The organism is Bradyrhizobium sp. MI1.3 (assembly GCF_055811695.1).
Genome location: NZ_JBVVPQ010000110.1, coordinates 5,405 through 17,465, shown reverse-complemented (window position 1 = coordinate 17,465; position 12,061 = coordinate 5,405). Strand labels below are relative to the sequence as shown.

15 protein-coding genes are annotated in these 12,061 nt (G+C 65.4%); 11 read left to right on the top strand and 4 right to left on the bottom strand.

What is annotated here, in order from left to right:
- The first annotated feature begins 223 nt into the window (after positions 1–223).
- From phnG to AC0L3A_RS37755, 11 genes are all read left to right on the top strand, one after another.
- Positions 224–688: a phosphonate C-P lyase system protein PhnG gene (gene phnG, locus AC0L3A_RS37805; protein ID WP_473256296.1), complete on the top strand. Its 465-nt coding sequence runs from the start codon at positions 224–226 to the stop codon at positions 686–688.
- A gap of 4 nt (positions 689–692) precedes the next feature.
- Positions 693–1,301: a phosphonate C-P lyase system protein PhnH gene (phnH, locus tag AC0L3A_RS37800; RefSeq protein ID WP_219682477.1), complete on the top strand. Its 609-nt coding sequence runs from the start codon at positions 693–695 to the stop codon at positions 1,299–1,301.
- A gap of 2 nt (positions 1,302–1,303) precedes the next feature.
- Positions 1,304–2,407 carry a carbon-phosphorus lyase complex subunit gene (locus AC0L3A_RS37795; RefSeq protein WP_473256295.1) on the top strand — a complete coding sequence of 368 codons (1,104 nt, stop codon included), beginning with the start codon at positions 1,304–1,306 and terminating at the stop codon, positions 2,405–2,407.
- On the top strand, positions 2,404–3,300 hold the full coding sequence (locus AC0L3A_RS37790) for an alpha-D-ribose 1-methylphosphonate 5-phosphate C-P-lyase PhnJ (RefSeq protein WP_354126930.1): 897 nt from the start codon (positions 2,404–2,406) through the stop codon (positions 3,298–3,300). The genes AC0L3A_RS37795 and AC0L3A_RS37790 overlap by 4 nt, the downstream gene beginning before the upstream one ends.
- Positions 3,293–4,090, top strand: coding sequence for a phosphonate C-P lyase system protein PhnK (gene phnK, locus AC0L3A_RS37785; protein WP_007597609.1), 798 nt, complete (start codon positions 3,293–3,295; stop codon positions 4,088–4,090). The genes AC0L3A_RS37790 and phnK overlap by 8 nt, the downstream gene beginning before the upstream one ends.
- A gap of 22 nt (positions 4,091–4,112) precedes the next feature.
- Complete coding sequence (phnL, locus tag AC0L3A_RS37780; RefSeq protein WP_007597608.1) at positions 4,113–4,811, top strand: phosphonate C-P lyase system protein PhnL; 699 nt, start codon at positions 4,113–4,115, stop codon at positions 4,809–4,811.
- Positions 4,812–4,822: 11 nt separating this feature from the next.
- Positions 4,823–5,977, top strand: coding sequence for an alpha-D-ribose 1-methylphosphonate 5-triphosphate diphosphatase (locus AC0L3A_RS37775; RefSeq protein WP_473256294.1), 1,155 nt, complete (start codon positions 4,823–4,825; stop codon positions 5,975–5,977).
- Entirely contained in the window at positions 5,974–6,570 is a 597-nt protein-coding gene (phnN, locus tag AC0L3A_RS37770; RefSeq protein ID WP_354126929.1) for a phosphonate metabolism protein/1,5-bisphosphokinase (PRPP-forming) PhnN, read from the top strand. Before AC0L3A_RS37775 ends, phnN begins: the two co-directional genes overlap by 4 nt.
- Positions 6,571–6,592: 22 nt before the next feature.
- Positions 6,593–7,204, top strand: a complete 612-nt coding sequence (locus AC0L3A_RS37765) for a pyridoxamine 5'-phosphate oxidase family protein (protein WP_473256293.1) — start codon at positions 6,593–6,595, stop codon at positions 7,202–7,204.
- A 480-nt stretch (positions 7,205–7,684) separates the two neighbouring features.
- On the top strand, positions 7,685–7,906 hold the full coding sequence (locus tag AC0L3A_RS37760) for a hypothetical protein (protein ID WP_007597604.1): 222 nt from the start codon (positions 7,685–7,687) through the stop codon (positions 7,904–7,906).
- 21 nt (positions 7,907–7,927) lie between these two features.
- Entirely contained in the window at positions 7,928–8,881 is a 954-nt protein-coding gene (locus AC0L3A_RS37755; RefSeq protein ID WP_007597603.1) for an aliphatic sulfonate ABC transporter substrate-binding protein, read from the top strand.
- An 11-nt stretch (positions 8,882–8,892) separates the two neighbouring features.
- Here AC0L3A_RS37755 and AC0L3A_RS37750 read toward each other — a convergent pair whose 3' ends face one another.
- From AC0L3A_RS37750 to AC0L3A_RS37735, 4 genes are all read right to left on the bottom strand, one after another.
- The gene (locus AC0L3A_RS37750) at positions 8,893–9,396 is read right to left on the bottom strand and encodes a DUF6496 domain-containing protein (protein ID WP_007597601.1); all 504 of its coding nucleotides are present in this window, start codon (positions 9,394–9,396) and stop codon (positions 8,893–8,895) included.
- Between the two features lie 68 nt (positions 9,397–9,464).
- Positions 9,465–10,247 (bottom strand): alpha/beta fold hydrolase, encoded by a 783-nt coding sequence (locus AC0L3A_RS37745; protein ID WP_007597600.1) that lies wholly within the window; start codon positions 10,245–10,247, stop codon positions 9,465–9,467.
- 4 nt (positions 10,248–10,251) lie between these two features.
- The gene (locus AC0L3A_RS37740; protein ID WP_473256292.1) at positions 10,252–11,547 is read right to left on the bottom strand and encodes an O-acetylhomoserine aminocarboxypropyltransferase; all 1,296 of its coding nucleotides are present in this window, start codon (positions 11,545–11,547) and stop codon (positions 10,252–10,254) included.
- An 81-nt stretch (positions 11,548–11,628) separates the two neighbouring features.
- Positions 11,629–12,061 (bottom strand): IclR family transcriptional regulator domain-containing protein (locus AC0L3A_RS37735; protein WP_473256291.1); only part of this gene is annotated, 433 nt, incomplete at its 5' end.

Genomic DNA, 12,061 nt, shown 5'->3' with positions numbered 1-12,061 from the left:
AGCCCGATCAGCGTTCCCGCGGGCAGCACCAGGAAGATGTTGGTGATGTCGAGGTCGCGCGCGAGCAACGCCACGCCGGAGGAGGCTGTGTCCTGCATGCTCATGTGGCTCGGAAGCTACTCCAGAAATCACGCCTTTGTCACGAAACAGTCATGGCGCTCCCGTATGAAGTTGTCTAGTATCATAGACAACTTGGATTCGGCAAGTTCTGCAGAAAGTTTCGGTGGATCTGGTGACCCAGCACAACAATCAGCAAGCCCAGCGCAAGGCCGCAATGGCCGTGCTGGCGCACGCGGAGGCGGGCGAGATCGCCGCTCGCCTCCGCGCTCTCGCTTTGCCGGCGCATCAGGATCTGCGCGCGCCGGAAAACGGCCTCGTCATGCTGCGCGGCCGGGTCGGCGGCGACGGTGCGCCATTCAATCTCGGCGAAGCGACGGTGTCGCGGGCTGCGGTGCGGCTTGCGAGCGGCGAGGTCGGTTTCGGTTACACGCTCGGTCGCGACGGTGAGAAGGCGCGGCTGATTGCGCTGTGCGATGCGCTGGTGCAGTCCAGCGATTTCAGTGGCGCGGTGGAGCGGGACATCATCGCGCCGTTGCGCGTGCAGCTGATGGTCAGGCGTAAACAGGCTGCGGCCGAGACCGCCGCGACGAAAGTTGATTTCTACACCATGGTGCGCGGTGAGGGGTGAGATCATGACCACGATTGCGGAACTGCCGCCGGGGTTCGTCGACAAGGTGTTGTCGGCGCAATCGACCTTTCGCTCGGTCATGGACGCGATGGCGCGGCCGGGATCGGTCCAGCGCATCGTGCCGACATCAGGCGCGCCTCATGTGATGATGCGCGGCACGGCCGCGATCGCGCTGACGCTGTTCGATCACGACACGCCGCTCTGGCTCGATGCGCGCATGTCGGAAAGCACCGACGTGACAAAATGGCTGAAGTTCCACACGGGCGCGCCGGTGGTGCAGGATTCCTCGATCGTCAGCTTCGCGCTGATCAGCGAAGGCGGGGCGCTGCCTTCGCTCGAGCGCTTCGCGCTCGGCACCAGCGAATATCCGGACCGGTCGACCACGCTGATCCTTCAGGTCGAGAGCCTGCATTCGGGGCGCAGCTTCGAGCTGCGCGGTCCCGGCATCGACGGCGTCGCGACGCTCAAGGCCTCGATCAAGCCGTTCGACCTGTTCGAGCGACTTCGTATTAACGAAGCGCTGTTTCCGCGCGGCATCGATGTGGTCCTGGTCGCGGATGATGCCGTGGTTGCGGTCCCGCGCACCACGCGCGTCGTGAGCAAGGGAAGCTAAGCATGTATGTCGCAGTCAAAGGCGGCGAACGCGCCATCGAGAACGCCCATCGCCTGCTCGCCAGTGCGCGGCGCGGCGATCAAAGCGTGCCGGAAATTTCCCTCGACCAGATTTCGGAGCAGCTTGGCCTCGCCGTGGACCGCGTCATGGGCGAAGGCTCGCTCTATGACCGCGAGCTCGCAGCGCTCGCCATCAAGCAGGCGCGCGGCGATTTGATCGAGGCGATCTTCCTGGTCCGCGCCTTCCGCGCCACGCTGCCGCGCTTCGGCGCGAGCGAGCCGGTCGAGACCGGCGCGATGCGGGTGCAGCGGCGGGTGTCCTCGACCTTCAAGGACATTCCCGGCGGCCAGATCCTCGGCCCGACCTTCGATTACACCCACCGCCTGCTCGATCCCTCGCTCGCCGAAGGTTTTGTGCCGGAGGCGCCGGCGACGGCCGAAGCCTCCACGGTGCCCACGCCGCGGGTGACGGATATTCTCGGCCGCGACGGCCTGATCGAGCCCTCGCCGCAGGCCGAAGAGGGCGTCAACGTCGGCGACCTCACCCGCGAGCCGCTGAATTTCCCGGCGGACCGCGACCTGCGCCTGCAAAATCTCGCGCGTGGCGACGAAGGGTTTCTGCTGGCGATGGGCTATTCCACCCAGCGCGGCTACGGCCGCAACCACCCCTTCGCCGGCGAGATCCGCTTCGGCGAGGTCGAAGTCGAATTTTCGGCGGAAGACGTCGGCTTCGCCGTGCCGCTCGGTTCGATCGAACTCACCGAGTGCCAGATGGTCAATCAATTCAAGGGCTCCGCGACCGAAGCGCCGTGCTTCACCCGCGGCTATGGCCTCGCCTTTGGCCAGAGCGAGCGCAAGACCATGTCGATGGCGCTGGTCGACCGCGCGTTGCGCGCGCGCGAGCTCGGCGAAGAGGCACTCGCACCCGCGCAAGACGAAGAATTCGTGATGTCGCATTCGGACAACGTCCAGGCGACCGGCTTCGTCGAGCACCTGAAGCTGCCGCATTACGTCGACTTCCAGTCCGAGCTCGGCCTGTTGCGCAAGCTGCGCAAGGAATTCGCTGATGCCAATGCGCCCGACGCAATGAAGGAGGCCGCGGAATGAACGCGCCGGCCTACAATTTCGCCTATCTCGACGAACAGACCAAGCGGATGATCCGCCGGGCGATCCTCAAGGCGATCGCGATCCCCGGCTATCAGGTGCCGTTCGCCAGCCGTGAAATGCCGATGCCCTATGGCTGGGGCACCGGCGGCGTCCAGGTCACCGCTGCGATCCTCGGGCCACAGGACGTGCTGAAGGTGATCGACCAGGGGTCTGACGACACCACCAACGCGATCTCGATCCGCAAATTCTTCGCCAAGACCGCCGGCGTCGCCACGACGACGGCGACTGAAGATGCGACCGTGATCCAGACCCGTCACCGCATCCCGGAGACGTCGCTGCACGCAAATCAGGTGCTGGTCTATCAGGTGCCGATCCCCGAGCCTTTACGTTTCCTCGAGCCGCGCGAGACGGAGACGCGGCGCATGCATGCGCTCGCCGAATACGGCCTGATGCATGTCAAGCTCTACGAGGACATCGCCCGCTTCGGCCACATCGCGACGGCTTACGCCTATCCGGTGAAGGTCAATGCGCGCTACGTGATGGACCCCTCGCCGACGCCGAAATTCGATAATCCCAAGATGGACAATTGCCCGGCGCTGCAATTGTTCGGCGCCGGCCGCGAAAAGCGCATCTACGCGATCCCGCCCTATACGCAAGTCGTGTCGCTCGACTTCGAAGACCATCCCTTCGAGCCGTATCGCTTTAATGCGCCTTGCGCGCTATGCGCCGCAGAAAATTCCTATCTCGACGAGATCGTCACCGACGACAAGGGCGGCCGCATGTTCGTCTGCTCCGACACCGATTATTGCGAGGGCCGCCAGGCCGCCGGCCACCACGGCAGCATGAGCGCTGCGCCGTACAAGGAGAAGGCGCAGGGAGGCTCACATGGTTGATCAAGATATGCTCGAACACGATCAGCCGCTGCTGGTTGCGGAGTCTCTCAGCAAATCCTACGGCCGTATCGCCGCGTGCCGCGACGTGTCCTTTGCGCTCTATCCCGGCGAGGTGCTGGCGATCGTCGGCGAATCCGGCTCGGGCAAATCGACGCTGCTTCAGCTCCTGTCAGGTCAGCTCGCGGCCAGCGGCGGCCAGGTGTCCTACCGGATGCGCGACGGCGTCGCCCGCGATCTTGCCACGCTGGGCGAAGCCGAGCGGCGGTTTCTGTTTCGCACCGATTGGGGTTTCGTCCACCAGGATCCCGCGCAGGGTCTGCGCATGGCGGTCTCGGCCGGCGCCAATGTCGGCGAGCGGCTGATGGCAGTGGGCTGGAATCATTACGGCCGCATCCGTGATACCGCGTCGGACTGGCTGACCCGCGTCGAGATCGACATCGCACGCATCGACGATGCACCGCGCACCTATTCCGGCGGCATGCGCCAGCGCCTCCAGATTGCCCGCAACCTCGTCACCGAGCCGCGGCTGGTGTTCATGGACGAGCCGACTGGCGGCCTCGACGTTTCCGTGCAGGCCCGCCTGCTCGACCTCGTGCGCAGTCTCGTCGCCGAGCTGCACCTCGCGGTCATCATCGTCACCCATGATCTCGCGGTCGCGCGCCTGCTGTCGCATCGCGTGATGGTGATGAAGGGCGGCCGCGTCATCGAGACCGGCCTCACCGACCAGGTGCTCGACGATCCCCGCGAGCCCTACACCCAGCTCCTCGTCTCCTCGATTCTGCCGCCATGAGCCTTCCCGGAAGAGTTTTTCAATGATCGCCATGATTGACGTCGCCAACACCAACAAGACCTTTACGATGCACCTGCAGGGCGGCATCGAATTGCCAGTCGTCAGCGGCGTGACCTTCCACGTCAATCCTGGCGAATGCGTCGTGCTGTCGGGGCCATCAGGCGCCGGAAAATCGTCGATCCTGAAGATGATCTTCGGTAACTACCGCTGCGACTCCGGCCGCATCGGCATCCGCCATCGCGGCGCGCTGGTCGATCTTGCCACTGCCGAGCCGCGGCAGGTCCTCAACATTCGCCGCGCGACCATCGGCTATGTCAGCCAGTTCCTGCGCGCGGTGCCACGCGTCGCCACTGTCGACGTGGTCGCCGAGCCGCTGATCGTCAACGGCCTGGCTCGTGTCGACGCACAGACGCGCGCGGGCGAGTTGTTGCATCGGCTCAATATCCCCGAGCGGCTCTGGCAGCTTCCGCCCGCGACCTTCTCCGGCGGCGAGCAGCAGCGCGTCAACATCGCGCGCGGCTTCATCTCGGATCTGCCGATCCTGCTGCTGGACGAGCCTACCGCCTCGCTGGATGCCGCCAACCGCGCCGTCGTGGTCGAGCTGGTCGCCGAAAAGAAACGCCAGGGCGTCGCCATGGTCGCCATTGTCCATGACGACGAAATCCGTCATCAGATTGCCGACCGCATCGTCGACGTCACCAGCTTCGCCGCCGCGGCCTGAAGGAAATGGATATGAACGCCAAGAAGGACATCGTGATCGCCAACGCCAGGATCGTGCTGGCGGAGCGGGTGATCGAGCAGGGCTGGCTTGCTCTCGCCGATGGACGCATTGCCGAAATCGGTGAGGGCAGGGCGCCCGCCGGGGCCGAGGATGCCGCCGGCGATCTGATCATGCCCGGCCTGATCGAGCTCCACACCGATCACCTCGAGGCGCATTACGTGCCGCGGCCAAAAGTGTTCTGGAATCCGGTCGCCGCCGTCGTCTCCTATGACGGCCAGCTCGCGACATCGGGCATCACCACGGTGTTCGACTCGCTCCGGGTCTGGCGCGAGGATGGCGCCGAGGAAGTCGACGGACGCGCCGGCACGCTCGCCGCCGCGATCACCACCGCACGCGATGCCAATTTGCTGCGTGCCGATCACTTCCTGCATCTGCGCTGCGAAATCCCGATGCCGAGCGTGGTCGAGGAGGCCATGGAGCTGATCGACCGTCCCGACGTGCGGCTGATGTCGCTGATGGACCACACCCCCGGCCAGCGCCAGTTCCGCGACGAAGGCAAGCTGCGCGACTATTATCGCGGCAAGGGCGGCGGCAAGACCGATGCCGAGCTCGACCAGCTGTTCGCGAAGCGCTTCGAATATCAGAAGGCCTATGCGGCGACCAACATGCGCGAGATCGTGGCGCTGGCACACAAGTACAAGATCCCGCTGGCGAGCCATGACGATACCACCGAGGAGAACGTCGTGGACGCCGTGCGCGATGGCGTTTCGGTCGCGGAATTTCCGACCACGCTGGAGGCCGCGCGCGGCCTGCACGAGGCCGGCATCGACATCCTGATGGGCGCGCCGAACGTCGTGCGCGGCGGCTCGCATTCCGGCAACATCGCCGCGGTCGATCTCGCTCGCGAAGGCCTGCTCGACATCCTGTCGTCGGACTACATTCCCTCGAGCCTTCTGATGGCCGCGCTACATTTGCCGGAGCATGTGCCTGCCATCAGTCTTGCGGCGGCGATCCGCACGGTGACGAAGGCGCCCGCCGAGGCAGTCGGCCTGTCCGACCGCGGCGAGATCGCGGTCGGCAAGCGTGCCGATTTGATCCGCGTGCATGTTGCGGGCGGCGTCCCCGCGGTCCGCAGCGTCTGGCGCGAGGGGAGCCGCGTCGCATGAGCGAGGCCGCGACCGTGGCGGAGGACGAGACGGATGCGATCGGCCCTGGCCGGCTCGTGCTCGTGGTCGGCCCCAGCGGTGCCGGCAAGGACACGCTGCTGCGGCTGGCGCGGGCAGCATGCATCGAGGATCACGACATCGTCTTTCCGCGCCGTGTCGTGACGCGCGAATCCTCAGCCGACGAAGACAATGTCGCGGTGAGCCCTGACGAATTCCGGCGCGCGCTCGAGCGTGGGGATTTCGCCGTGCATTGGGAAGCGCATGGGCATTGCTACGCGCTGCCGCTCGACCTCAACGATGATATTCGTGCCGGACGCGCCGTCGTGGCCAATGTTTCGCGCACGGTGATCGGCGCGCTACGCCAGACCTATGCAAACGTCGTGGTGGTCGCGATCACGGCGCCACCGGATGTGCTGGCGCAGCGGCTTGCCGCCCGCGCCCGGGACAGCGACGGCAATATCGCGGACCGGCTGACGCGCAGCGTCGGCGACGCATCGGCGCAGGCCGACGTCACCATTCTCAACGCGGGCAGCGCGGAGTATCATGGCCGCCAGCTTCTGCGCGTGATCAGAAATCAAGGCTGGCACGAATAGCCGGCACAACAAGGAGACTGGAATGTCGATGATCGAAACGGTCGAGCAGCTAGAGGCCATCTACGGCGTCACCAACGACGCCTCGACCGTGAAAGTCGCCGACCACGTCACCCCGCTCTATCGGGCCTTCATCGAAAAGGCGCCGTTCGCCGCGCTCGCCACCATCGGACCCGAGGGGATCGACTGCTCGCCGCGCGGCGATCTCTCCGGTTTCGTCCGCATTCACGACCCGAAGACGCTGATGCTGCCGGATCGCCGCGGAAACAATCGGGTCGATTCCCTGCGCAACATCGTGCGCGATCCCAGGGTGTCGCTGATGTTCCTGATCCCCGGCTCCGGCAATGCGGTCCGCGCCAATGGCCGGGCCTATGTTTCCATCGATCCCGAACTGCTCGCTTCCTTCAAGGTCGACGGCAAGGCGCCGCGCAGCGTCATGGTGATGACGGTCCACGAAATCTACTTCCAGTGCGCCCGCGCCATCGTCCGCTCCGATCTCTGGAATCCCGACAAGCGCATCGACCCCAAGACACTGCCGACGCCCGGCCAGATCCTCGCCGAGATGAGCGAGAACAAGGTCGGCGGCGCGGAATATGATCGCGCCTGGCCCGAGCGGGCCGCGGCGACGATGTGGTGAGCTCTCTTCCCTCTCCCCCTGCGGGAGAGGGTGGCTCGCCGCGACAGCGGCGAGACGGGTGAGGGGTTCTCTCCGCGCGCGACTCTCTTCAGGATTCGCTGAGGCAACCCCTCATCCGGCGCTTCGCGCCACCTTCTGCCGCAAGGGGAGAAGGAAAGAACTCATCGCGAGATAAATTCGATTGCCTGCGCTCGCGCCCGGAGAAGTGCCGATGCGCGCCGGTGGTAATTATGGATAGCCATTTCATTGACCGATCGCGCCAAACACTCGATAGTCGAGGCATCGAAACTGCTCCTCGAGCCGAAGCCGCGATATGAGAACCGATCAGCAGCGCAATAGGGACGACATGCATGTGTGCATGACGCGGCGCTGTTTCTCGGCGGCCACCGGCGCCTGTTGTTGCTGACCGCCGTCTTCTAGCAGCACCTCACCCAGCAAATCCCGAGACAGGAACGCCGAGATCCCGGCGAACGAGCAGTCATGTCCCGAACTCAATCGAACGCTTACATCATCGAGATCCACGACCGCGCCGCCGGCATCGTCACGAAGGATACGCGCGGCTTCCGCTTCTTCTCCTCCGAGCGTCTGTTCGACAGCCTCGAAGGCAGGCAGTTCCGCTCGGCGCGCGAGGCCGAGCGTGCCGCCCGTGCCGTGTTCTCCGAACGGAGCCGGCGCGCGAATTCTCGCTTCTTTGCCAGCTGAAACCACCGAAAGGACCACATGATGATGACCCGACGATACATCCTCGCAACCAGCCTGCTGCTCGCGACGGCCTTGGCCCCACCTGCGCGCGCGGAGGACAAGCCGGCGGAAATCCGCATCGGTACGCAGAAGGGCGGCTTCTTCCCCGCGGTTCGCCAGCGCCAGACGCTCGAAAGCGCCTTCAAGCCGCTCGGCATCGAGGTCAAATGGATCGACTTCCAGTTTGGTCCGCCGCTGCTGGAGGCCATCAATGTCGGCAGCGTCGATTTCGGGTTCGTCGGCGATACCCCACCGATCTTCGCGCAAGCCGGCGGCGCCAGGATCCGCTACGTTGCGGCGGTGAAGTCGGACGGCGACACTCAGGCGATCATCGTGCCGAAGAATTCACCGATCAAATCGCTCGCAGACCTCAAGGGCAAGCGCGTTGCCTTCGCCAAGGGATCGAGTGCGCACAACCTCCTGGTCGCGTCGCTCGAGAAGGCCGGTCTCGCCTGGTCCGACATCACGCCGGCACCGCTCGCCCCGGCTGATGCGACAGCCGCCTTCATGAAGGGCTCGGTCGATGCCTGGTCGATCTGGGATCCATATCTGGCGCTTGCTGAATTGAAGGAAAGCGCCCGAGTCATCGCCTTCGACAGGGATGTCCACAAGCCGAACGCTTTCTACATCGCCGGGACGGACTTCGTAGAGAAGTATCCTTCGCTGGTGGCAAAGCTCAACGCGAGCTTCGCCTCCGAAGGCGTATGGGCGGAATCTCACCATGAGGAGGTAGCAAAGGCTCAGTCCGAGGCGACCGGCGTCGACATCGAAGCTGTCAGCCGCTTCGTCAACCGCTCCACCTATCGCGTGGTGCCGCTGGATGCAGAGGTGACCAAGAGCCAGCAGGCCGTCGCCGACCGTTTTGCAAAACTGGGCCTGATCCCGAAGCCAGTCAACGTGTCCGACATCGTCTGGAAGTGGACGCCGGGCTCCTGAGGGGACCAGACTTAACTCCGGCGGCGCGCCCTGGTGCGTGCCGCCTTCTTTGCGGCGGCGGAGCGGGCCTTGGCGCCTTTGGTCCGGCTCGCCTTGCGGGCAGTCGCCGAACGCGAAGCAGCGGATCGCTGGCTCGCGGCACGCTTGCCCTGTTTCGACAGTGCACTGCGCGATGCGGTCGAGCGCGGCTCCTTCTTCAAAACCTTTTCGACGGCCCGCGACACGCGCGGCCGGCGCTTCGCGGTGCGCTTGCCCTGACCGACCTCATAGGCATATTTGGCGCTGCGTCGCGTCGCCTTCTTGACGCGTCCCTTGCGCGGCGGCGGAAGATCGACGCCGGCGCGGCGCGCCTCGGACAGACCGATGGCGATGGCCTGTTTCGTCGAGCGCGCACCATGCTTGCCCTTGCGGATCTTGTCGATCTGGTCCTTGACGAATTCGCCGGCCTGCGTGCTTGCCGATTTACCGGCACGCTTGTCTTGCCTGGCTTTGCGAACGACTTGCTGTCTTGGCATGGGTCCGGTTCCCTCTGGAATTCACAGGGATGTCTGACCGCAACGCGCAAGATGGACGATTGATCCTGTCAGTTCCGTAGCGCCGCCAGCAATTCATCCGGGCGTTCGGCCATGATCATGTGGCCGGCGCCGGGCACGATGACGGTCTTCGCATGCGGGATCGCCGCGGCGAGCGCCCTGCCGGCCTTCACCGGCGTCATCATGTCCCGTTCGCCAAGGATGAGCGTCGTGGGCACCTTCACGCTCGCGGCTGCCTGAAGCGCATTCGCGTAAGCATTGCAGGCCGACAAATCCCGGAACAGCACGCCCGGCTCGCAGTGTTTCAACACGGCCTGCGCGCCGCCATGCATCCACAGGCCCGGTGCGAGGCTGCCGCCGAGCTCGGCGTTGAAGCCGAGCCCCCAGATCGAGACCATGTCGTTTGCATCCTGCGAATTGGCTTCGGCCGCCTTCAGCAGATCCGGGCCGACGGTCATGGTCGCGGCCGTGCCGATCAGGCTGAGCGCGGACACCTTGTCGGGGTGACGTGCGGCCGTCTCCAGCGAGATCAGCGAGCCCATGGAATGGCCGATCAGATGCGCTTTCGTCACTCCGGCCGCATCGAGCAGCGCCGCCGTCCAGTCGGCCATTTCGGCGATGCTTGCGAGCGACGGTCCGGGAGAACGGCCGTGGCCGGGCAGATCAGGCGCCAGCACGCCAAAGCCGTGATGGGCGAACCAGCGCGTGTGCAGCGCCCAGGTCGAATGGTCGAAGCCGGCGCCGTGGAGGAAGACGACCGCGGGCAGGGCCTTGTCGAAGTCGCGGCCGCCGGTTGCGACCAGCACCTCGGCGCCGTTGACGGAGAGCTTCATGGTGTCAGACCTTTTGCGAGATGCGCAGCGCCTGCGCGAGATCGTCGATGATATCGCTTGCGGTCTCGATGCCGACCGAGAGCCGCACCAGCTCCTCGCCGATGCCGGAGGACTTAAGTTGTTCGGCGTCCATCTGCTGATGCGTGGTCGAGGCAGGGTGGATCACCAGCGTCTTGGCATCGCCGACATTGGCGAGATGGCTGATCATGCGCAGCTGCTCGATGAACTTGCGGCCCGCGGGCCGCCCGCCCTTGATGCCGAAGGAGACAATCGAGCCGGCGCCGCGCGGCAGCAACTGTTTTGCCAGCTGGTAGTCCGCGTGATCTTCCAGCGAGGGATGCTGCACCCAATCCACGGCCTTGTTGGACTTCAGTGCTTCCAGCACGAGGTGCGTGTTTTGCATATGGCGGTCCATGCGCACCCCGAGTGTCTCAACGCCCTGCAACAGCTGGAACGCGTTGGTCGGGGATAGACAAGCGCCGAAATCGCGCAGGCCTTCGGTGCGCGCACGCATGATGAAGGCCGCGGTGCCGAACTGCTCGTCGAAGACGATGCCGTGATAACCGCCATAGGGTTCGGTCAGCACGCCGAATCTTCCGGATGAGCGCCAATCAAACCGGCCGCCGTCGACGATGGCGCCGCCGATCGCGATGCCGTGGCCGCCGATCCATTTGGTCGCCGAATGCATGACGATGTCGGCCCCGAGTTCGATCGGACGGCTGAGATAGGGCGTGGCAAAGGTGTTGTCGATCAGCAGCGGAATCTTCGCGTCATGCGCGATCTGCGCGACCTTCGGAATGTCCAGCACCTCGAGCCCGGGATTGCCGATGGTCTCACCGATCACCAGCTTCGTGTTCGGCTTGATCGCCGCGCGGAACGCATCGAGATCGCGCGGTTTCACGAACGTTGTGGTGATGCCGAAGCGCGGCAGCGTGTGCGCGAGCAGGTTGATGGTGCCGCCATAGAGCGAGCTCGATGCGACGATATGGTCGCCGGCGTTCAGAAGCGTCGCGATCGCCAGATGCAGCGCCGCCATGCCGCTCGCGGTGCAGATCGCGCCGACGCCACCCTCCAGCGCCGCGAGCCGCTCCTCGAGCACGCCGGTGGTCGGATTGGAGATGCGCGTATAGATGTGGCCGGCGCGCTCGAGGTTGAACAGCGCGGCGGCGTGATCGGAGTCCTGGAACACGTAGGACGTGGTCTGGTAGATCGGCACCGCGCGGGCGCCGGTCGCGGGATCCGGATGCTGGCCCGCATGCAGGCTCAGGGTTTCGAAGGCGGGCGGTTTTGGCGCGGGCATGCGTGGCCTCGTTGCTCAGTCGGCGGAGGCGGCCCTTGTGCCACAAAAATGCGCGCTGCGTCAGCCCATTGACTGCGTTGTCTAACCCCGGATCGCCTGCTCGATGATCCGCGCCTCCCGCAGCAGGATCTCCGCGGCCTCCTGCTCGCGGCGCGGGCCGAGCCTCGTCCGAACGGCGGAGACGGTCATCGCGGCGGCGGGGCGGCCGTCCGGGGTCTTGATCCAGGTGGAGATCGATTTCGTGCCCTGCACGAGACCAATCTCTCTCATGCCATATCCTAGCCGTCTTGCGGCGGTGACCTGGCCCAGCACCGTCGCAACATCGGTCCGGTAGGCCTCCAGTCTCTTCTCATTGGCAGCGACGATTTTCCGCGCGTCCTGGGCCGGCATCGCGGCGAGGATGGCAACGCCCGCGCTGGAGACGCCGAGTGGTGGGGGGGGGGGGGGGGGGCGCGGGCCCCCCCCCCCCCCGGGGGCACCGAGCCGACGGCCGCCGCGCCGCCGCGAGGCGAAG

What these genes read in the sequence shown, in the direction of transcription:
- phnH (WP_219682477.1), top strand. Translation starts at nt 693, where the DNA reads ATGACCACGATTGCGGAACTGCCGCCGGGGTTCGTCGACAAGGTGTTG.
- AC0L3A_RS37765 (WP_473256293.1), top strand. Translation starts at nt 6,593, where the DNA reads ATGTCGATGATCGAAACGGTCGAGCAGCTAGAGGCCATCTACGGCGTC.
- AC0L3A_RS37740 (WP_473256292.1), bottom strand. Translation starts at nt 11,547, where the DNA reads ATGCCCGCGCCAAAACCGCCCGCCTTCGAAACCCTGAGCCTGCATGCG.
- AC0L3A_RS37795 (WP_473256295.1), top strand. Translation starts at nt 1,304, where the DNA reads ATGTATGTCGCAGTCAAAGGCGGCGAACGCGCCATCGAGAACGCCCAT.
- AC0L3A_RS37790 (WP_354126930.1), top strand. Translation starts at nt 2,404, where the DNA reads ATGAACGCGCCGGCCTACAATTTCGCCTATCTCGACGAACAGACCAAG.
- AC0L3A_RS37760 (WP_007597604.1), top strand. Translation starts at nt 7,685, where the DNA reads ATGTCCCGAACTCAATCGAACGCTTACATCATCGAGATCCACGACCGC.
- AC0L3A_RS37750 (WP_007597601.1), bottom strand. Translation starts at nt 9,396, where the DNA reads ATGCCAAGACAGCAAGTCGTTCGCAAAGCCAGGCAAGACAAGCGTGCC.
- phnL (WP_007597608.1), top strand. Translation starts at nt 4,113, where the DNA reads ATGATCGCCATGATTGACGTCGCCAACACCAACAAGACCTTTACGATG.
- AC0L3A_RS37745 (WP_007597600.1), bottom strand. Translation starts at nt 10,247, where the DNA reads ATGAAGCTCTCCGTCAACGGCGCCGAGGTGCTGGTCGCAACCGGCGGC.
- AC0L3A_RS37775 (WP_473256294.1), top strand. Translation starts at nt 4,823, where the DNA reads ATGAACGCCAAGAAGGACATCGTGATCGCCAACGCCAGGATCGTGCTG.
- phnK (WP_007597609.1), top strand. Translation starts at nt 3,293, where the DNA reads ATGGTTGATCAAGATATGCTCGAACACGATCAGCCGCTGCTGGTTGCG.
- AC0L3A_RS37755 (WP_007597603.1), top strand. Translation starts at nt 7,928, where the DNA reads ATGATGACCCGACGATACATCCTCGCAACCAGCCTGCTGCTCGCGACG.
- phnN (WP_354126929.1), top strand. Translation starts at nt 5,974, where the DNA reads ATGAGCGAGGCCGCGACCGTGGCGGAGGACGAGACGGATGCGATCGGC.